We start from the raw sequence: 19954 nt of genomic DNA on the forward strand, positions 1-19954 counted from the left end.
AAGACATGCCCGACTCGACCTCCTCTCCATCATCGGCCCAACGCATCGCCGTGATCGGCAGCGGCATCAGCGGCATGAGCGCGGCTTATCTGCTCTCGCAACGTCACCGGGTGACGCTGTTCGAAGCGAACCATCGCCTGGGCGGGCACACGGCCACGGTGGACGTGCGGCTCGACGGCCGGGAATACGCCGTGGATACCGGGTTCATCGTCTTCAACGACTGGACCTATCCGCTGTTCCAGAGCCTGATGGCCCACCTCGGTGTCGCCTCGCAACCCACCGAGATGAGTTTCTCGGTGCATGACGCCCACCGCGACTTCGAGTACAACGGCCACACCCTGACGACGCTGTTCGCCCAGCGTCGCAACCTGCTACGTCCCCGTTTCCACCGAATGCTGGCAGATATCCTGCGCTTCAATCGGCGGGCCCGGGCGGACCTCGATGCCGATCGACTCGACACGACCATCACGCTGGGCGACTACCTGGACAGCCAACGCTTCGGCAGGGACTTTCGAAAACGCTACCTGCTGCCCATGGGGGCCGCCATCTGGTCGGCGAGCCTAGCCGATCTGCAAGGCTTTCCGGCGCTTTTCTTCTTGCGCTTCTTCCACAATCACGGCCTGCTCTCCGTCGATCATCGCCCCCAGTGGTACACCCTGATCGGCGGTTCACGCAGCTATATTCCCGCCCTGACGCGCCCCTACGCCGAGCGCATTCACCTGAACTGTCCGGTACGCGGCATCCGCCGCCATGGCAGCGAAATCGTCATACACTCGCCACGCGGCGAGGAGCGCTTCGACCAGGTCGTGCTGGCCTGCCACGCCGACCAGGCGCTGGAGATGCTCGACGATGCCAGTGACACCGAGCGTGCCATCCTCGGCGCCCTGCCCTACCAGGACAACGAGGTGGTCCTGCACACGGACACGGCATTGCTGCCGCGTCGACGCCGCGCCTGGGCCAGCTGGAACTACCGTCTGGATGGCCGGGGGGCCGAGGCACGCGTCTCGGTCACCTACGACATGAACATCCTCCAGCGCCTCGAGGCACCACATACCTTCTGCGTCACCCTCAACGACAGCGATGCCATCGACCCCGCCAAGGTCATCGAGCGTTTTCGCTACGCCCACCCCTGTTTCACACCCCAGGGACAGTCGGCTCAGGCCCGCCATGCCGAGATCTCCGGCCCCGGGCATCGCACGCACTTCTGCGGCGCCTACTGGCGCAACGGCTTCCACGAGGATGGCGTGTGGAGTGCCCTGCGAGTCGCCGAATCGCTGGACTGCAGGGAGTGGCCGGCTGTCGCCGGATGGCGCGACGAGATCGAGACGGGTGTCGAGGGTGAACTCGAGGAGTCGATGCCATGATCGCCGCGCCGCGCAGCCGAATCTATCGGGGCACGTTGCGTCACCGGCGTTTCCTGCCTCGTGTGCATCGATTCCGCTATGGGCTGTGGATGGCCTGGCTCGACCTCGACGAACTGCCTGGGCTGTTCGAGGGTGTTCCCGGCTTCAGTGCCCGGCGCCCTGCCCTGGCACGCTTTCGTCGCGAGGACTACCTGGCCCCCCACGACATGCCGCTCAAGGAGGCAGTGCATGATCGCCTGAGCCGGGAGCTGGGCCCCGAGGCGGCGGCCCGGGCCGATGGTGCGGTCCGCATGCTCACCCAGCTGCGCCTCTGCGGAATCGTCTTCAACCCCATCACCCTCTACTATGCCTACGACCGCGACGAGCGGTTGCAGGCGGTGCTCGGCGAGGTCAGCAACACCCCCTGGGGCGAACGTCATTGCTATGCCTGTCGCGTCGAGCCGGCACGCCACCGTCACCGCGCCACCTTCACCAAGGCGATGCACGTCTCGCCCTTCAATCCCATGGACATGACCTACCGCTGGCGCTTCAACACCCCGGGGGAGCACCTCTACCTGCACATGGAAAACTGGAAGGACGAGCGGCGTCATTTCGATGCCACCCTGACTCTGACCGCGCGTCCCGCGACCCGCGGCGTCCTGCTTGCCAGCCTGGCGCGCCAGCCCTGGCTGAGCCTCAAGACCCTGGCCGCCATCCACTTCGAGGCACTGCGCCTATGGCTGAAGCGCATTCCGGTCTTCGATCATCCCAAGCGCGAGGAGACCCCGTCGTGACCACACTCCGCTCTGCCACCTCTCGCGGCCCCTCGGCATGCGGTGACCGCCTGTCCCGCTGGCTGAGGCCGCGACTCATCGCTCAGCTCGACCGCCTGCAAGGAGGCAAGATCACCTTGATCGAGGGCGATCGGAGGCTCTGCCTGGGCCAGGGGGGCGCATTGCAGGTCCGCGTGATCCTTCATCACGAGCGTGCCTGGCGGCGCCTCGCCCTGGGCGGTACGGTGGGTGCCGCAGAGGCCTACATGGATGGCGACTGGGAAACCGACGATCTGGTCACCCTGACTCGGCTGTTCGCCACCAACATGGAACAGGTCAACAGCGAGGTGGAAAACGGCAGCGCCCGGCTGGCTCGTTGGCTGCTGACCGCACTCTATTCCCTGCAGCGCAACACCCAGCGTGGTTCGCGGCGCAACATCGGTGCACACTACGACATCGGCAACGAGCTGTTCGCGACCTTCATCGACAGCGAGCACTGGATGTATTCCAGTGCCGTCTTTCCCCGCAGCGATGCCAGCCTGGAAGAAGCCTCGACCTACAAGCTCGAACGCCTGCTCGACAAGCTCGACATCGGTCCCGAGCACCACCTGCTGGAGATCGGCACGGGCTGGGGCGGGCTGGCGATCCATGCCGCCAAGACCCGAGGCTGCAGGGTGACCACCACGACGATTTCCGAGGCCCAGCATGCGCATGCCGCGCGGCGTATCGAGGAAGAGGGGCTGGGCGATCGCATCACCCTGCTCAAGCAGGACTATCGCGACCTGGAAGGGCAATACGATCGGCTGATTTCGGTGGAGATGGTCGAGGCCGTGGGCCACCAGTACCTGGGCACCTACCTGGAAACCCTGGATCGCCTGCTCACCGAGGACGGCCTGGCCGTGCTGCAGGCGATCACCATTCGCGATCAGCGTTTCGAGTCAGCCAAGCGGGAGATGGACTTCATCAAGCGCTACATCTTTCCCGGCGGCTTCCTGCCCTCCCACACTGCCATCCTCCGCGACATGACGCGCAGGACGTCGCTGAACCTGCTCTCCCTCGACGAGATCGGACTGCATTACGCCCGCACGCTGCGCGAGTGGCGCAGCCGTTTCGAGGCAAACCTGGAGCGCGTGCGCCGGCTCGGGTACGACGAACGCTTCATCCGCATGTGGCGCTACTACCTGAGCTACTGCGAAGGCGGCTTCCTGGAGCGCTCGATCGGCACCTGCCACCTGCTGCTGGCCAAGCCCGGGGCCCGGCCGGCACCCTTAATCGGCGCGGTGTAGTCTCGATGCCGCGCCTGCTCTTCAACCTGATCGCCTTCGAGGTCGGCTGGCTCGCCTGCGTGCTGGGGGGCTCGCTGATCGGCATCCTGAGCGCCGGCATGATCATCGCCGTGCACCTGGCCTGGCTGGCACGCCCGGGGGAGTGGCGTTGGCTGGCGGGGTTCGTGGCGCTGGGATTGATCGTCGATGGCGGGTTGGCCCTGGCCGGCGGGTTCACGTTCGCGCCTCCCCTCGAGGGGCCGCTCCCCCTGCCCCTGTGGCTCTGGACGCTGTGGCCACTGTTCGCGACACTGCTGCACCACTCGCTCGCCTGGCTGTGGCGCTATCCTGCGCTCGCCACGCTGGCCGGCGCCGTCGGGGGCCCTCTGTCCTACTTCGGCGGGTCCCAGCTTGCCGGGATCGACCTGGCATTCTGGCTGCTGCCCACCCAGGCAGTGATCTGGGCCCTGCTTTGCCTGGGGCTGAGCTTGCGCCTGGGCGACCGGCCTCATCCCGTCGATCGCGATGTCGCCGGGTAACGCGCCTCGATGGCCGCGGCAGGCTCGGGGCTCGAGAACAGGAACCCCTGGCACTGCTGACAACCGTTTTCTATCAGGAAGTCTCGCTGGGCGGCATTCTCCACGCCTTCGGCGATGACCTCCAGCTTCAGTCCTCGCGCCATGGCCAGCACCGCCGCCACGATGGACGCATCGCCACGGTCCCTGGGCAGGGCACGAGTGAACATGCGATCCAGCTTGAGCTTGTCGACGGGCAACCTCTTGAGGTAGGCCAGGGAGGAGTAGCCGGTACCGAAGTCGTCGATGGCAATGGGATGCCCATTGTCACGCAGGGCCTTGAGCCGTGGGGAGATATCGCCTGCGCGCTCGTCGAGCAGCACCGACTCGGTCAACTCGAGTCCCAGCAGTTGCGGGGGCACGTTGTGCTGGGCCAGGGAGGCAGCGATACGCGACTCGAGGTCCCCCTGGATCAGTTGCAGCACCGAGATGTTGACCCAGACCGAGACCCGCGGCCCGCCATTGGTCAGCCAGTGCCCCTGTTGCGCCACGGCCTGCTCGATGACCCAACTGCCCAGCACGGCCATCAGGCCATGCCGTTCGGCCACCGGGATGAAGTCGGAGGGAGCGATCATCCCCTGACTGGGATGACGCCAGCGCAACAGTGCCTCCATCCCGGTCAGGAGGCCATCCTTCAACTGGTGCTGGGTATGGTAATGCAGCTCCAGCTGACCTCCCTGGGCCAGGGCGCGACGCAGTTCATTGACCAGCGCCAGCTGTCGATCTCCCTTGACTTCCAGGGAGGGCCGGAAGCGACGATCGTGGTTGCGACCATGACGCTTGGCACTGTAGAGCGCCGACTCCAGGCGTTGCAGCAGCACGCCCGGCTCACTGCCATCCTCCGTGGCACGACAGCTGCCGATGGAGAACCCCAGACGCAATGAGTTGCCGCTGAATTCGAACGGCTCGCTGAGATGCTCCCGCAGCCCGGCGATCCATTTCTCGTGATCGTCGAAGGTGGTGGTGCGGATCACCATGAACTCGTCGCCGCCCAGTCGGCCGACCACCCCGCCGGCGACGACGGTCGCCAGGCGCTGGCCGAAACGCGCCAGCAGGCGATCGCCGCTGTCGACGCCCAGACCGTCGTTGACCGCCTTGAAACCGTCGATGTCGATCAGGGCCAGGTCGAGCCCCTCGCCGACGCGCAGATGCTGCAACCGTGCGGTGAGCACATCATGCAGACGGCGCCGATTGGGCAGCCCGGTCAGAGGATCCTCGAAGCCGATACGCCTCAGGTCCTGCTCCCGATCCTTGTGCCGGGAAATGTCGGTGAACATGCCGATGTAGTGGCTGACACGGCCCTTCTCGTCGACGAAGGCCTTGACGCGCAGCCACTCGGGATATTGGTCGCCCTGCTTGCGCTGGTTCCATATCTCGCCTTCCCAGCGCCCGGTGGTGCTCAGCGTCTGCCAGTAGCGCTCGTAGAACGCCTTGTCATGCCGGCCCGAGGCCAGCATGGAGGGATTCATTCCCAGGGCTTCCCGGTACTCGTACCCGGTAATCCGGGTAAAGGCAGGATTGACGCTGATGATACGGTTGCGGGCATCACAGATCATGACACCGTCATCGGACAGCCTGAGCGCTTCCTCGTTGAGCCGTCGCAGGTGGTGCTCGCGGCGGACCTGGTACCAGACATCCAGCACGGCGATCACCACGATGGCGAGCGCCGCCAGCCTCAACGAGACAAAGGGTAGCCAAACCACCATCCCCAAGGCGGCAAGGCCCAGCCAGACCAATGGACGATTAAGTGAAAAGGAAGGCCACATGATTTCTCGTTATAGTGTCGGGTTTCCGGCTGATCGGGCATCATGCCCTGCCGGCTGACCGGGGCGCAAGCCGAAGTCCCAACGCATCGCGTTGCAACGCTTGTACCGCCGAACTAAGGTTTGCATCATGGCGTCGAGCGAGCAATGGCCGCCATGGTCCGCGTGCATTCGCCCCACACTGCCAGTAGACTAGGCGCGTCCGCGCGCGGTGCGGGACACGACACTTCTGACCCCTGGAACGACTCAGTGACCAAGCAACACTCCTTTAATTACGAAGAGCTGCTGGCGTGCAGCCAGGGCGAACTGTTCGGCCCCGGCAACGCCCAATTGCCGGCACCCAACATGCTGATGCTCGACCGCATCACGCGCATCGAGGAAACCGGCGGCCGCTACGGCAAGGGCGAGCTGATAGCCGAGTTGGATATCCGGCCCGACCTGTGGTTCTTTGGCTGTCATTTCCCGGGGGACCCGGTGATGCCGGGTTGTCTGGGCCTGGATGCCATGTGGCAACTGGTCGGCTTCTACCTGGGCTGGCTTGGCCATCCGGGACGCGGGCGCGCGCTGGGATGCGGCGAGGTGAAATTCTCCGGTCAGGTCATGCCGGATGCCGAGAAGGTCACCTATCACATCCACGTCAAGCGGATCATCACGCGACGGCTCATCCTGGGCATTGCCGACGGCATTGTCGCGGTCGATGGCCGCGAGATCTATCAGGCCAACGACTTGCGTGTCGGCCTGTTCACCTCCACAGCGAACTTCTGATCAGGAGGCTTCCATGCGACGAGTGGTCGTCACTGGCCTGGGCATCGTCTCCTGTCTTGGCAATGATCAGCACCAGGTGCTGGACGCGCTCAAGGCGGGTCGTTCGGGCATCCGTTTCAAAGAAGAGTATGCCGAACGCGGCTTCCGCAGTCATGTGGCTGGCGTGGTCGATATCGATCTCGATGCATTGGTCGATCGCAAGCAGCGCCGCTTCATGGGCGACGCCGCCGCGTACTCCTACGTCTCCATGGCCCAAGCCATCGAGGATTCGGGATTGGCTCCGGAACAGGTTTCCAACGAGCGTACCGGCCTGATCGCCGGCTCCGGCGGCGCTTCCAGTGCCAACCAGGTCGAAGCCGCCGATGTGCTGCGCGAGAAGGGGCTGCGCCGTGTGGGGCCCTATCGCGTGACGCGTACCATGGGCAGCACGGTCTCCGCCTGTCTGGCCACGCCGTTCAAGATCAAGGGCGTCAACTACTCGATCTCCTCGGCCTGCGCCACCTCGGCCCACTGCATCGGCAACGCCATGGAACAGATCCAGATGGGCAAGCAGGATGTCGTGTTTGCCGGGGGCGGCGAGGAAGAGCACTGGACTCTTTCCTGCCTGTTCGATGCCATGGGCGCCCTGAGCACCGGCTACAACGACACGCCCGACAAGGCGTCCCGACCCTACGACAAGGCCCGGGACGGCTTCGTGATCGCCGGTGGCGGCGGCATGCTGGTGCTCGAGGAGCTCGAGCACGCCAGGGCGCGCGGCGCGAAGATCTACGCCGAGATCGTCGGCTACGGCGCCACCTCGGATGGCTACGACATGGTCGCCCCTTCCGGTGAAGGCGCCGTGCGCTGCATGCGCCAGGCGATGGCGGGCATCAAGGGCAATATCGACTATATCAACACCCACGGGACCTCCACGCCGGTGGGCGACATGGCCGAACTCAAGGCGATTCGCGAGGTGTTCGGCGACCGTACACCGGCGATGAGCTCCACCAAGTCGCTGACCGGGCACTCCCTGGGCGCCACGGGGGTGCAGGAAGCCATCTACTCCCTGCTGATGATGGAGCACGGCTTCATCGCCGCCTCTGCGAACATCGAGGAACTCGACGATCAGGCAGCCGGTTTCGATATCGTGCGGGAACGCCGCGACGGCGCCGACGTGGAACGCGTGCTGACCAACAGCTTCGGCTTCGGCGGTACCAACGCCTGTCTGGTCATGCAGCGTTTCCGCGACTGAGGAACCGGCTGTATCCGAATCAGGGCGCCCCACTCGGGCGCCTTTTTTCATGGCCGATTCGCGGCTAGGTAGGCAGTTGCGGCGCCGGCGTCTCCAGAGGTCGGGCAGGCCGCGGCACCTCCGAGATGTCGATCAGTTGCGTTTCTATCCACGCCTCGACCTCGGCCAGCACCGCTTCGGGAGTGCGTCCCTGGGTGGCGATCGGCTCGCCCACCACGACCGACAGGCGCCCGGGGTTCTTGACCCAGTGCCGTCCCGGCCAGCGTTCGCCGGCATTGTGCGCGACCGGCAGCACCGGCACGCCGGCACGGCAGGCGATGACCGCACCGCTCTTGTTGTAGCGGCGCCGCTGCCCCGGCTCGACCCGGGTGCCTTCGGGAAAGATCAGCACGGACAGCCCTTCCTTGAGGCGCTGCGGCCCTTGGGAAAGCACCTGCTTCATGGCCCGGGCCGGCCGCGAGCGATCCAGGGCAATAGGATGCAGCAAGCGCAGCGCCCAGCCGAACAGCGGCAGGCGCAACAGTTCCTGCTTGAGCACGGTACACACCGGCGGCTTGAGCACCTGCAAAAAGAGGGTTTCCCATTCACACTGATGGTTGGCGAGGATCACCACCGGCCCGGTGGGCACATGCTCGCGCCCTCGCACCTCGTAGCGCACGCCGCAGATGAGCGCGAACCAGGCGACGATGAAATGGTTGTAGAGATTGAGCAGCTTGTAGCGGCCCGAGAGGGGCAGCAACGGAGTGATCGGCAGGCACAGGAGCCCGAAGAACAGGATGGCGAGAAAGTAGACCAGATAGAAGGTCAGGCTGCGCAGCGCATTCATGGCCTCTCCTCCTGGGCCTGATAGGCATGGCACCAGGTATCCAGCATCCGTCCCAGCTCGAGCCGCCAGGGCTTCTGGTGCACACCGAAGACCTCGAGCACGCGCTGGCAGTTCAGTACTCGGCGCAGCGGCTGGTCGTGGTGATGATTGAGCGCCTTCAGCTCTCCCAGGGCCACCTTCCTGCCCAGCCCCTCGAGGCGCGTGTCGAGCTGCATGCGGACCGCAGAAGCAAAGGTATAGGCGCTGACCGGCTCGGTACCGGCCAGATGATAGGCGCCCCACCCCGTCGCTCCGCAATTCAGCTGTTGTAACATGCCGATCAGGGCCATGGCGGCAGCATCCGCCGAGATCGGGCAGAAGACGATATCCTCGGCCGCACTGACGCGCTGTCCGGCCAGCAGCCGGTCGATCAGGCCGGGAAGCCAGGCATCGCTGCCCTCGAGAGCGAACAGGGGGCCCAGCCGCACGATCACGTGCTCGGGAAGGCTCTCGCGGATACGATCGCCGGTCAGGATCAGCCGGCGCAGACTCTCGTCCCGGGGGCGGGGAATCACATGCTCGTCGATGGGCAGCTCGGCCCCGTCCTCGTAGAGCTGATCCGAGACACACCACACCAGGGCGATGCCGGCGTGCCGGCAGTAGGCCATGCAGCTCTCCACCGTTTCCGCGTGGGCGGTGACGGTGGCCGGGTTGGCCTCGCTCGGCCCAGCCAGGGGCGGAATGATCAGGGCGTCCGGCGAAATCTCCTCGAGCTGGCCGGGAGAGAGCGCAAGCGCCTCGGTGATCACCAGCTCGGTATCGCCGCGTCGGTTGGCTTCGCGCGCCAGCGCCAGACTGAGACAGTGACCGGCATCAAGAATCAGCAACTTCACGATGCTTCCTTTTCCACGAATGCAACATCGATATCATGACATGGGCCTTCCGGAAATGATCGATAGCACCTCCCTGCCCCGTGCCTTCTATGCGCGCCCCTCGCTGGAAGTCGCCCGCGACCTGCTGGGTCGCCACCTGGTCCATGAAAGCAACGGGGAACGCCTGGTGGGCCGAATCGTCGAGACCGAAGCCTACGGCGGTGCCGAGGACAGCGCCAGCCACGCCTCCCGGGGCCTGACACGACGCACTTCTCCCATGTTTGGTCCGGCGGGGCATGCGTATATCTACCTGATCTATGGTATCCATGACATGCTCAACCTGGTCACCGAGTCCCCGGGCAAGGCCGGGGCCGTATTGCTCAGGGCCATCGCCCCGGTTGCGGGCGAAGCGTCGATGGTGAGGCACCGCGGTGGCAGGCGTCGCGATCTGGCCAATGGCCCTGGCAAGCTGACTCAGGCGATGGGCGTCACCCTGGCCGAGTTCAATCGCCACGACCTGTGTCAAGGCGATCGCCTGTGGCTGGCGCCTGGTGAACCGGTCGACGATCACCTGGTCACCGCAGGCCCGCGTGTCGGCATCCCCTATGCCGAGCCAAGGGACCGGGAAGCGCCCTGGCGTCTACGCTGCCCTGCGGCTGTCCGGGGGGCTTCCTAGAACGGGATCTCGTCGTCGAAATCGTCGAAGCTGCCGGGATTGGGTGCCCCGTAGTTGTTGCCCTGCTGCGGCGCACCGCCTTGCCCGCCCTGGGCTGGAGGCTGCTGAGCCGGGCGCTGCCCCTGTCCGCCCTGCTGGCCATAGCCGCCCTGGGGCGCATTGCCATACCCCCCCTGCTGGGGTTGCTGAGCATAGTCGCCGCCGCCCTGACCACCCCGGGAATCGAGCATCTGCATGTCGTTGGCGACGATCTCGGTGCTGTAGCGATCCTGGCCGTCCTGGCCTTGCCACTTGCGGGTCTGCAGGCGCCCCTCGATGTAGATGCGCGAGCCTTTCTTGACGTACTGCTGGGCGATCTCCGCCAGCTTGTTGAACAACACCACGCTGTGCCACTCGGTACGCTCCTGACGCTGGCCGCTCTGGCGGTCTGTCCAGGTATCGGTGGTGGCGATACGCAGGTTGGCCACCGGGTTGCCGGAAGGCAGGAAACGTACGTCGGGGTCCTGCCCCAGATTACCGATCAGAATGACTTTATTCACCCCTCTAGCCATATATTTAGCCTCCAAGCCTTTGTGATTAATAGATTTTTTCTAGTCTAGCACAGTCATCGACTACACAATATACTGCCTCTGAGCCTATTTTCTCATGCCCGGCAAGGAAACCGTAGCCCCCGACAGCTCTTGGCGTAACTTTTCGGCCGCGGCTTGTGACTCCTTAAGTCGCTCTGTCCCCTTGTGGACAATTTCATACCGCCTTACGATAGAGTCGAGGGATTCATGAGAGCCAGAGGTTTTTCCTAAAAGAATTTTTGCCAGCACATAAATATCATCATCCTTTGCTTTAGCAACTCCCAAATCTGAGCGTTTTAAAGACTTCAACTTAATTAGCTCTGCCTCCTGCGTTACTACCTGATCGACAAGAGCTTGATTCTCCCTCTTTAACTCTCTAATTACGCCCTTCAACTCTATTACAGTTTCTTTTTTGGTAGGCCTACCTCTAAACCTTCTCTGTCTTGATGCAGCGTTATCAATCTCTGCAAGCAGGCCTTTGTAGAAATGCTCTTTTGTTACCGGGTCCTTACGATACAGCGTAGACTTCCCAACATGCCTGCCATTATCAAATAAAGCGTTATCAATTACCGCCTTTTGAGTAATTGAAACCCCTGAATCCTCAAGGTGTTTGATTGACCGCCTAATGGCATCGGAAAACTTTTCACTGCTTCTTTTCATTCTCCACCCTCCCTATCGATCAGGCGAACAATAGTTTCAGCTCTCTTAACCCCTTCTGAAGCTGCTTCATACATCATCCCTTTCTCATTCTCATGATAGCTCATGACTTTTATATGCGCGTCTCTTCGGTGCATCCAATATTCTCTACGCGTACTATCAACCCCGAAATTAGGACAACTTGCGCAAGTGATTTCGCTCCTATTTGCATAGTTCACCTTACGTCCATTCGTTGAGCATTTTGCTCTTGAGCCTCGCCCACGACTGATAAAACAGTAACCATCCGCATTGGGAATAACGCGGTACTCGTGCTTCATCATAATACTATCAACAAAATCAGACACCCTATCGGGAGTAGCCACACTAAACCTCGCATGAAAAATTCTTTTATACTTGCTCAATGTACTGCTAATCCCTCCCGCAACTGACACATCCCCTAAAAAGATTCGCTCAAGGTAGTCGTGCGTATACTCTCTAAACCCGTCGTCGAGAAACTCTTCCACATCCTCATCGTCAACATAAGCTATTGTATAGCGATAATCGTTGTGATATAAAATATTCGACAAATACTCAAGATCCCCAACATCAAACCTCCAGCTCCACATCAAAGAAAATGCTCTTCTCATCATATGAGGCCTAACCTTGTAATCAAGACCGGCCGCCTCTGACAAGATGTCAAACATGCGATATAGCTTATTTGTACTAATAGTGTCATCAGGCTCCTGACCTTCCTTTAACCCATAGCTAAAGGGAAGCTCGAGCAATAACTTATCACGATTGCTTGAAACTTCACGAGTAGAGCTTGTCAATGCTATTATTACAGACAAAGAGTCAATTACTTCCTTAGGCACTGGCCTAGACGTTGGCTGCCCTGTCTGCGTGCCCGCAGTTTTATGCACAACTCCTGACAAATACTCCCCTAAATATACTGAGGCTACCGCATTATCGTAGCTTATCCCGGCTGCTTCGTGCTTACGCATTGCAGTTAGAGCCATGACCAGCAAAATGGCAGAGGAATATAATAGCTTAACCTCTTTCTTGAGCATGCCAACACTTATTCCAAACTCTGATTCAAACCTCCTGTTCTTCTTTTTTCTATCAAATCTTTCACCAAAAGATGAATACCCTTTAAGAAGCGTGATCACGCGTTCTGAATCTGCAACCTTTCCCAGAGAAAAGTCTATCAGACCGAGAAACTGCCTAGGAAAAATAGTTCTTGTATGCCCCCCCTTCTTGCCCATTTTTTTTGCCACACTGACGATATCACTTACGTAGGGAGAAAACACTAAACCGTCCCCAACCTCCTCCTTCAAAGTAAACATGTAAGAAAAAATTGAAAGTTTTGTAACAATGCTATTAACAGTAAGACCTGCTCTGAAAAAATGCCGCTCATATGCATCAACATGCATCCTGCTGACATCTTGCACTCTACTAAGCCCACATGAAAAACAAAACCATTCTGCAAGAGCCCGAACTTCTCGACAGCATAGTGCAAGAGTAGATGTTTTATTAACACTTGTCTTGTCAGACTCCATTATGAAATATGACAGTCTTTGTGAGTACCCCTTCCACCATTCCCACCTATGAACCGAAAGAGGCGTCAGCTCGTCGTTGCGCGGAGTCCAGCTTACAGTGAAATAGGAATATGACGAACCAGGGACCATATTCTTAAGCTTCCATCTATCACGTGTAGAGTCAGGATTTAACCACCATACATCCCCTTCATCTGAGCTTGCTTTTCCTTGCGGAGTACCATAAAAGTCTAGAAACATAGTTTCTTTCATTATTCAGTCCAAAAATGGAAGATGCTGTTCGATTTCAAACGCCAATAAACTAGCTTTTTCAACTTCTGAACGCGTACACAAGGAAACCATAGACTCATATTCTGCAAGCCTCACTTCCCAATAACCACTCCACCTCTCAGGATTATTATGTTTTAGTCTATTCATGCTTTTCTTAATCTTGATAATCCATGCTAACCACTCAGACAAAGAGCGAGAATCTTTCAAAATTATTCGCTTAGCCTCACAATTAAAACACATGTCTACACCCTTGCAAGTAACGCCTTCTTCGCCTTTGATACCACAAAAGTAGCCTGTACCAGTTCTTTCTCCCTCTCCCCTATTACAGCTCAGAAGGTATTCCTGGAAATTTCTTAATTTCATCTCAAGAGACGACTGTGTCTCTATTCGCAACGCATATCCAGCAGTTGTGGAAAAGTTGGCATGGTTCAACTTTTTACTCACGTCCGAAAAAGAAGAACCTTCAGCCACATCCATTGCCACAATGGTAGGTCTAAATGATTTACCTGTGATTTTTCCTATTAGTGGCCTCAAGACAGGGTAGGTTTCTGACAGGTCACGAGCAGCATACCGAACCATATCAACAGTTGAGCTTGGATCCACCAGTTTCAAACGGTAATCTTTACCTCTTTTTCCTGAAAAAATTATAAATAGCTCACAACGCTCCTTGTTTAGCCAATTAGCGCCACCGGTAACTTCGGAAAGTAACCTTTTCTGCCTTTCCTGAAAGTTTATAAAAACCTCACACAGCGGATCCATAACCGGCAACGTGGCATTTACAGGGCCTCCTCTCTTTTTACCAAAAAAAACGTTGATACTTCCTATCTCATTTCCTTTTTCAAACGAATTTAGGTAAGAATAGAATGCAACACTGTCAACATTTGGCAAAAGATCTTTGTGCGTTAGCGCGGCTACCAAGAAATATTTTAGGTTATTAGTACTGTTGAAAAATGCTGCAACCACTCTCGATTGAGGCCAACCTCTAGACTTAAGGTAATCACAAATTCCCGGGGGCCACTCCGAGGAAGCAGGAAGTAATCTGTTAAATCGCGCATATAAAACACCTATAGCGCCCTCGAAATTCCTGCTTGGCATTATGCTGCTTTGCCAGTTGCCTTCGCGTTCGCGAAAATCACTTACTCCTCCAAGCGCAACAACATCATCACTCCCATATTTTCTTATTGCTTTATCTATTTTTTCGCAGTCTTCCTCCCACTCCTTTATTTTCTTTATAGCTCCATGATGGAAAGCGGACAAAACCTCATTTCCGTATTTAACAATAACAGCTTCTTTCTTACCTACCCCCAACTCTTTCTGGAGACTTTCAATTTCCAGCTCTTTCTCCTTCGCGAATCGCTCCATTTCGATAGCAGACAATTCAAAGATGCTCGGATATGTTTTTTTCTTAACTCTATCAAAGTTTTTGGGTATGGCTTCATGCGCAATAACCTCTGCAGCCATCAAACGTTTAACAAACCCTGCAGCGGCTGAATACATTTGGCTTTTCGTGTGGACGCTGACATAAAGATCTTTATCAAGATATAGTTTATATTCCAAAAGACTATTCGCGTCGACTCTACCACTTGCTTTTGCCATGAACCTCAAAAACCTTAGAATCACGTTGCCAACAGCTCTTTTTTTCCTTTGCCCTCTCAATTGCAAAGAAAGCTGCTCTTGAATTAATCTTCCTCCGGCAACATTATAAAGAAAAGATACGTCTATAGGATCTCCAGCTTCAACCTCTAATTCCCAGCCCACATAAGGGACAACATCGATAATATCTGCTGATTTTTTTACTTTTAATTTTTCCCTAGAAAGCCTGGCCATCAACTAAAATCCTCATCAAACCGTCCAGATGAATAGCCACCTAGCGAATCCACTGACTTATGCCTTGAAGATTGCCGAACATAATTTTCTGAATGTTTGATCTTCATATCATCTGCCGCCTTAAACTTAAGGCTTATGAAATTATGTCTCAACCCGTGAAGCCATACTCTCTCATCTGTTGAAAGCTGCTTATCTTCTACTGCTGTTAGGAATGCTTTTCTAACAGTGTTCGAAAATCCTCTAGGAGTACTAGGCCCGCCCGTTGCATCTGATAAAAAAATATAATCTGGCTCTAAGTAATTCTCTCGCTTTTTTTTCTGGATTTTTTTATGCTTCCTGACCACATCTCGCCTGTAAATTTCAACATACTCCCAAGTTTTAATCACAAGCAACGGCGGCACGTAAATACATCCCTCCTCTCCGCCTTTAGTAACGAAGAGCTTAATTTTTATTTTTCGTTTTTTTTCCAGTTTCTTAAAGGCTGATTCTTTGTCCGGCAACTGCCAGACCTTTAGCCCACATATTTCATGGGCCCTGAGGCCTCCAAGACGGCCCCAATCGATCATTAGCTCGAACCTCCTAGCCAAGTCCTCTCTCTTCGGTCCATATTTTTTTATAACTTCGATCCACTGGGTCCAAGGTGCTGAAATGGCTTTGGAGTCGCTATTTTCATTTTTAATCAAAGGGTGCTTTATGCCACCCTTCCTTCCTGCTGAAATCTGTATGTTATACCCAATCCCTTCACCACATAGGACATCACTGAAACCCTGCTCCGTAAGCCAGCTACAGTAAAGGACCACTGTTCTAATTACTTGGCTAGCATAGTTTTGAGTATTTTCAGGTCTCTCATCATTCCGGCGGATCAAGTACTGTTTGTAAGCTGACAGCCAGTCATCGTCCACATCAAAAACATCCAGCTTATCAACTTCAAGCTGGCTATAAAAATCTGTCAAATGGACAGCATATGTTTTTACCGAGCTCACAGCACTTTTCCTGGCAAGATAAAAGATAAAATGCAATGTCAACCAGTTTACTCTATAGTCTTCAGTAAGAATTAAAGGGAAGCCTTTGATGCTCTTCAACCCTGCTACATGAGCCTTACACGTCGTTCTAAGGTAAGCCATAGCCCTCACTCCCGCATTTCTGTTGTATCCATCGGCGCGCAAAAGCAAGCGCAACTAGATGATTGACTAAAGTTCTTGTCATCGCAAACACAATCTCGAAATAGTGGAAAATACCGAGAAAAATATCTTACACAAGATGGTATATTATATTTTTTGCATGTTTATAAAAAAAAAGCCGCTGCTAATAAACGTTAAATCCAGGCTGAAATAGCAGTTTCGAATAGGCGAAAAAAGGTGCTTCAGTACCTTATGTAGTGTCTCGGATGATCAGATCGCCTATAGAAGTTATCCTCTGCTGACAGCCAAGGAGCTTCTTCGGCAATTCATTCAGGAACAGGTTCATGGACATCAAGCTGCATAAACAAGCGACGACACCGAAGCTAAGTGCTTGACCTAAAGTCTTCGAGTAATATCCATGTCAGGTCTTCTGACACGGACGGAACCATGGAAAAGCGCTTCGTTGCCCCTCTCACTGAATCTGAACACCAGACGCAGGCCTCAGCCTATCACCATGGCGAGAAGCGCGCCCTCCGTCGCCGAGCGCATGCCATTCTACTGAGTGACCAAGGCCATACCATCAACCAAATCAGTGAGATACTACAGGTTCGTCGTGATGCCGTGTCACGATGGTTCAAGCAATGGGAAGTGTCCGGCCTCGACGGGCTCATTGATAAGCCGCGCAGTGGGCGAACACCCGCCCTCGACGAACACGATCACAAACGACTGCAGGCGTTGGTGGCCGAGCATCCTCATCAGATTCGAGCCTTGCAGGCTCGCTTTCAGGAAGAGACCGGTAAGACGGTCGCCACGGTAACCCTCCGACGGGCGTTGAAAAAAAACGACCATAGCTTCAAGCGCATTCGGTACTCACTGAAAGCGCGCCGTGACGAAAAGGACTTCCGCAATACACAGGGCTTGATGAAGGCGCTTCACAAGCGGGAAGACCAGGGCACGAGCTTTACTACTTTGATGAGTCAGGCTTTTCACAAGCGTCATCGGTGCCGTATGCGTGGAGCCCGATCGGCAAGCCTTGGGAGGTAGCTGCCTACACTCACAGCCGGAGGCTAAACGTGCTGGGGTTCCTCAGTCGAGCCGGGAAGCTGGTCTACCATACGACAACCGAGACCGTAACCACGGAAACGGTCATCGAAGCGTTTGACCAGTTTGTGGCTCAGAAGGATCCAGGCACCTTCGCCGTCGTGGTGCTCGATAATGCCAGCATGCATCGCTCCAAGGCATTCAGGCGCAAGATAGTGGACTGGATGTCGCAGCGTGTGCATCTGGTCTATCTGTCTGCCTACTCACCGGAGCTGAATCTGATTGAGATTCTGTGGCGGCAGATGAAGTACACCTGGTTGCCTTTGAGCGCCTATCTCTCATTTGATCGCCTATGTAATGAGGTGCACCGCCTGCTTGGTGGCTACGGAGCTGATAACACGATTAATTTTGAATAGGCACTTACTGCCCAGTACGAATTGTTCAGTGATTCTAAGTACCTTATCTCCGACGATACCAAGAATGTCTGTAGAATTTCTTACGCCAGATCTGTTCCGCTAACTCATCTGCGTTTGTCGGCGTGTGGTATTGGGTTGCATCATCAGCCGCATGGTTAGCGTATCTGGACGATCCTTTATCTTTCGCTAGCCTCATGAATTTCTCGATCTGCTTGTTTATAGCGTTCACTTCAGCCTTGAGATCCATCGACAGTAAGCGCGTCCAGCGTACACACTCAGGATGAAACACCCAGAGTGAATTATCTGGATCAAAGATATGGGCCTTCAACTCATGTAACGTACAGTTTCTATTCACTTTGCTTAAATCAATCTCAATACACCTGATGCCGAGACTAGCTATCTTATCAAATTTAGCAGAATCGACGAAATGATTTACCGCAATTTCTATTAGCAGCTGTCCCTCTTTATCTTCCACACAGAGGTCGGCAACAATAGTCGCCAATCGTACTTCTGGTTGTGCATTGTACACATCACATCGCTGTGACTTGTCTAATAGCTTTCTATGCTTTGTGTGCTCTTTACCATTCAAGTCATTCAGCGTGCAATTAACCGATAATTCGGGGATTGCAATGGCGGACTCGTTTAGGATTAGTTGTTTAGCTGCTAAATGAATCCCAGTTTCCGCCCCCGAGCCGCAATCTGTGTAGTTAGGTGCGTGCGCAAAGTGCCACTCTTTCTTGTCACCTAGCTTAGACCACAGTGGCATCCTGCATCCAGGACAGATACATTCACAAGACTTACCTCGTTGATTTTCACGGTCCAACTCAGAAGCATGCCAGACGCGCCCATCCTCAACCCCGAGGCCAAAGGGGATATAGTTTGCGTGATTATTCTTCATTTTCTAAAAGTTCTGCGGGGAATTCTTCCACTTCCATCCTAGCGAGATATTCTTCCTGGTCACTCATCTCTGCAAGAATGGCAGAGGTTTCCCTGTACTGTTGTGCTTCAGCTTTCTTAGTTAGCTTAAGTTCCAAGCCTAAATCCTGAACAACATCCTGGATTTCAGAGAGAGTTACATTAAAAAATTCTTTTCTGAGGTTAACCATATTTATGCGCCTGTCTGAAAATTTGCGATGCAATGTATTCTCAAGTCCCGGCGCATTATCCGAGTACACCATGCCATGCACATCAAATGGGAAAGGTACAGATGCACCCCCAAGCTCACGTATTCGGTCTGATGGATCTAAGCGGCGAGTCATTCCTATTTTGAATACCTCTTCACCGAAACACCCAATATTTGAGATAATGTAAACATGCCCTGCCCGTGTTAGTTGTGCTTGTGAAAGCGCCCTTTCCTTCCTTGCTATCGCTTCATCCAAATGAGCCTGTATCTCAGAAACCTTTCGCTCGGCTTCCCCCTTCTCGATATATCCAGCCTCATCTAGGTCTTTTCTGGCTTTACGAAGCGCTCGCTCGTAGTTTGCTCTATCCTGATCAGCCTTTTTCGTTGCTTTTTCTACATCCTTTTGAAGCTTGGCCTCTTCACGCATAGCCTCACGAATTTGACGCTGTTCTTCTTTCTCTTCATGTATTTTTAACTTCAGTTCATAATGAAGCTGGAATTCTTTAAGTTTGTGCTCAAGATATGTCTCAGTTATCTCAATGTCATTTGATTTACCAAGCTTATTAATAGCATTGAATGACTTCTGTATGCGTTGCTTCATGATGGTGGCATTATTCCATGTTACTTTCACCATTGCAGCATCGCATTCACCGTTAAACGCTCTGAGCATAAGCTTTGCTTGGCGCTTTGTCATGGTTCTTCCTTTTACTAGGCTGTCCCCCACGCTCCAGACCGTACTACAGCTCCAAGCCAAGTCATACTTAATATCCTCTTTTTGCTCCCTGCTAATATCAAGAAGCGCTTCTTTGAACTCGTCAGAATGCTGATAGGTGAAATGTGGGCGATAAACACCGTATGTCATGCACTCCAAATCCTCCTCTTGCTCTGAAATTCTTTTCCTAAGCTCATCATATGTAATTTTATAGTTTTTGTAATTTTTAGACAACTTACTTATTCTGGATTTAAATTTGTAATACTCCAATTCTAGATTTTTATTTTTATTTTGGTATTCTTTTTCAAGCTCCTTCTCATGCTCTTCTATGTTGGCGGTCTCAATGACCAAATGCAACACGTGACCCATCAGGTACGGTGCTGCCATGACTCATTGCTATCGCCATCTCTCTGCTGAAGACCGAGCCGCCATCATGATGATGCGAGCCACTCATTCGATCCGGGCCATCGCCACTCATCTGGGCCGTGCACCGAGTACCGTGTCGCGAGAAATCGCTCGCCACACGGTCGATCCCATCAAGGGCTACGATGCCGGCCTGGCGGGCTACCGGGCCCGTCTGACGCGACATCGACCTCGTCAGCGTCCCAAGCTGCATCC

The 19954-nt window shown here is 55.5% G+C and carries 18 protein-coding genes and 1 pseudogene; 9 read left to right on the plus strand and 10 right to left on the minus strand.

Features of this window, described 5'->3' with window-relative positions; translation table 11 throughout:
- Positions 1 to 5: 5 nt before the first annotated feature.
- From BUA41_RS16105 to BUA41_RS16120, 4 genes are read left to right on the plus strand one after another with little or no spacing between them, the layout of a single operon-like run.
- The gene (locus tag BUA41_RS16105) at positions 6 to 1364 is read left to right on the plus strand and encodes an NAD(P)/FAD-dependent oxidoreductase (protein ID WP_072824726.1); all 1359 of its coding nucleotides are present in this window, start codon (positions 6 to 8) and stop codon (positions 1362 to 1364) included.
- Positions 1361 to 2137, plus strand: coding sequence for a DUF1365 domain-containing protein (locus BUA41_RS16110; RefSeq protein WP_072824728.1), 777 nt, complete (start codon positions 1361 to 1363; stop codon positions 2135 to 2137). The genes BUA41_RS16105 and BUA41_RS16110 overlap by 4 nt, the downstream gene beginning before the upstream one ends.
- A complete protein-coding gene (locus tag BUA41_RS16115) occupies positions 2134 to 3402 on the plus strand; it encodes an SAM-dependent methyltransferase (protein WP_072824730.1) in 1269 nt (422 codons plus the stop codon). The genes BUA41_RS16110 and BUA41_RS16115 overlap by 4 nt, the downstream gene beginning before the upstream one ends.
- Positions 3403 to 3407: 5 nt before the next feature.
- Entirely contained in the window at positions 3408 to 3920 is a 513-nt protein-coding gene (locus BUA41_RS16120; RefSeq protein WP_072824732.1) for a DUF2878 domain-containing protein, read from the plus strand.
- Here BUA41_RS16120 and BUA41_RS16125 read toward each other — a convergent pair.
- On the minus strand, positions 3890 to 5722 hold the full coding sequence (locus BUA41_RS16125) for a putative bifunctional diguanylate cyclase/phosphodiesterase (protein ID WP_072824734.1): 1833 nt from the start codon (positions 5720 to 5722) through the stop codon (positions 3890 to 3892). The genes BUA41_RS16120 and BUA41_RS16125 overlap by 31 nt on opposite strands.
- 246 nt (positions 5723 to 5968) lie before the next feature.
- Between BUA41_RS16125 and fabA the strand changes: the two genes are divergently transcribed.
- Positions 5969 to 6484: a 3-hydroxyacyl-[acyl-carrier-protein] dehydratase FabA gene (gene fabA, locus BUA41_RS16130; protein ID WP_072824736.1), complete on the plus strand. Its 516-nt coding sequence runs from the start codon at positions 5969 to 5971 to the stop codon at positions 6482 to 6484.
- A 13-nt stretch (positions 6485 to 6497) separates the two neighbouring features.
- Positions 6498 to 7715 (plus strand): beta-ketoacyl-ACP synthase I, encoded by a 1218-nt coding sequence (fabB, locus tag BUA41_RS16135; protein WP_072824738.1) that lies wholly within the window; start codon positions 6498 to 6500, stop codon positions 7713 to 7715.
- Between the two features lie 64 nt (positions 7716 to 7779).
- Here fabB and BUA41_RS16140 read toward each other — a convergent pair whose 3' ends face one another.
- Both BUA41_RS16140 and BUA41_RS16145 read right to left on the minus strand, forming a co-directional pair.
- The gene (locus tag BUA41_RS16140; RefSeq protein ID WP_072824740.1) at positions 7780 to 8541 is read right to left on the minus strand and encodes a lysophospholipid acyltransferase family protein; all 762 of its coding nucleotides are present in this window, start codon (positions 8539 to 8541) and stop codon (positions 7780 to 7782) included.
- On the minus strand, positions 8538 to 9413 hold the full coding sequence (locus BUA41_RS16145) for a sugar nucleotide-binding protein (RefSeq protein WP_072824742.1): 876 nt from the start codon (positions 9411 to 9413) through the stop codon (positions 8538 to 8540). The genes BUA41_RS16140 and BUA41_RS16145 overlap by 4 nt, the downstream gene beginning before the upstream one ends.
- 55 nt (positions 9414 to 9468) lie before the next feature.
- On the opposite strand from BUA41_RS16145, the gene BUA41_RS16150 reads away from it, so the two are divergent.
- Positions 9469 to 10068 (plus strand): DNA-3-methyladenine glycosylase, encoded by a 600-nt coding sequence (locus tag BUA41_RS16150; protein ID WP_072824757.1) that lies wholly within the window; start codon positions 9469 to 9471, stop codon positions 10066 to 10068.
- Here the strand turns inward: BUA41_RS16150 and ssb are convergent.
- From ssb to BUA41_RS19060, 5 genes are all read right to left on the minus strand, one after another.
- Complete coding sequence (ssb, locus tag BUA41_RS16155; protein ID WP_072824744.1) at positions 10065 to 10619, minus strand: single-stranded DNA-binding protein; 555 nt, start codon at positions 10617 to 10619, stop codon at positions 10065 to 10067. The two genes, BUA41_RS16150 and ssb, sit on opposite strands and share 4 nt — an antisense overlap.
- Before the next feature lie 84 nt (positions 10620 to 10703).
- Positions 10704 to 11297, minus strand: coding sequence for a hypothetical protein (locus tag BUA41_RS16160; protein WP_072824746.1), 594 nt, complete (start codon positions 11295 to 11297; stop codon positions 10704 to 10706).
- Positions 11294 to 13078 carry a site-specific integrase gene (locus tag BUA41_RS18790; protein WP_084671730.1) on the minus strand — a complete coding sequence of 595 codons (1785 nt, stop codon included), beginning with the start codon at positions 13076 to 13078 and terminating at the stop codon, positions 11294 to 11296. Before BUA41_RS18790 ends, BUA41_RS16160 begins: the two co-directional genes overlap by 4 nt.
- A 3-nt stretch (positions 13079 to 13081) precedes the next feature.
- On the minus strand, positions 13082 to 14923 hold the full coding sequence (locus tag BUA41_RS19055) for a hypothetical protein (RefSeq protein WP_139249153.1): 1842 nt from the start codon (positions 14921 to 14923) through the stop codon (positions 13082 to 13084).
- Positions 14923 to 16047: a site-specific integrase gene (locus BUA41_RS19060; RefSeq protein ID WP_139249154.1), complete on the minus strand. Its 1125-nt coding sequence runs from the start codon at positions 16045 to 16047 to the stop codon at positions 14923 to 14925. The genes BUA41_RS19055 and BUA41_RS19060 overlap by 1 nt, the downstream gene beginning before the upstream one ends.
- 444 nt (positions 16048 to 16491) lie before the next feature.
- Here BUA41_RS19060 and BUA41_RS18795 point away from each other — a divergent pair.
- Positions 16492 to 17501 (plus strand): annotated as a pseudogene (locus BUA41_RS18795) (IS630 family transposase).
- Positions 17502 to 17544: 43 nt separating this feature from the next.
- On the opposite strand, the gene BUA41_RS19065 reads toward BUA41_RS18795, so the two are convergent.
- Both BUA41_RS19065 and BUA41_RS16190 read right to left on the minus strand, forming a co-directional pair.
- Positions 17545 to 18399 (minus strand): competence protein CoiA family protein, encoded by an 855-nt coding sequence (locus BUA41_RS19065; protein WP_139249155.1) that lies wholly within the window; start codon positions 18397 to 18399, stop codon positions 17545 to 17547.
- On the minus strand, positions 18389 to 19723 hold the full coding sequence (locus BUA41_RS16190; protein ID WP_084671733.1) for an SNIPE associated domain-containing protein: 1335 nt from the start codon (positions 19721 to 19723) through the stop codon (positions 18389 to 18391). Before BUA41_RS16190 ends, BUA41_RS19065 begins: the two co-directional genes overlap by 11 nt.
- On the opposite strand from BUA41_RS16190, the gene BUA41_RS16195 reads away from it, so the two are divergent.
- Positions 19722 to 19954, plus strand: a 233-nt coding sequence (locus BUA41_RS16195; protein ID WP_139249031.1) for a helix-turn-helix domain-containing protein, incomplete at its 3' end; no start/stop codon positions are given. The genes BUA41_RS16190 and BUA41_RS16195 overlap by 2 nt on opposite strands.

Origin of the sequence: Modicisalibacter ilicicola DSM 19980 (assembly GCF_900128925.1) — a bacterium.
Taxonomy (GTDB): domain Bacteria; phylum Pseudomonadota; class Gammaproteobacteria; order Pseudomonadales; family Halomonadaceae; genus Modicisalibacter; species Modicisalibacter ilicicola.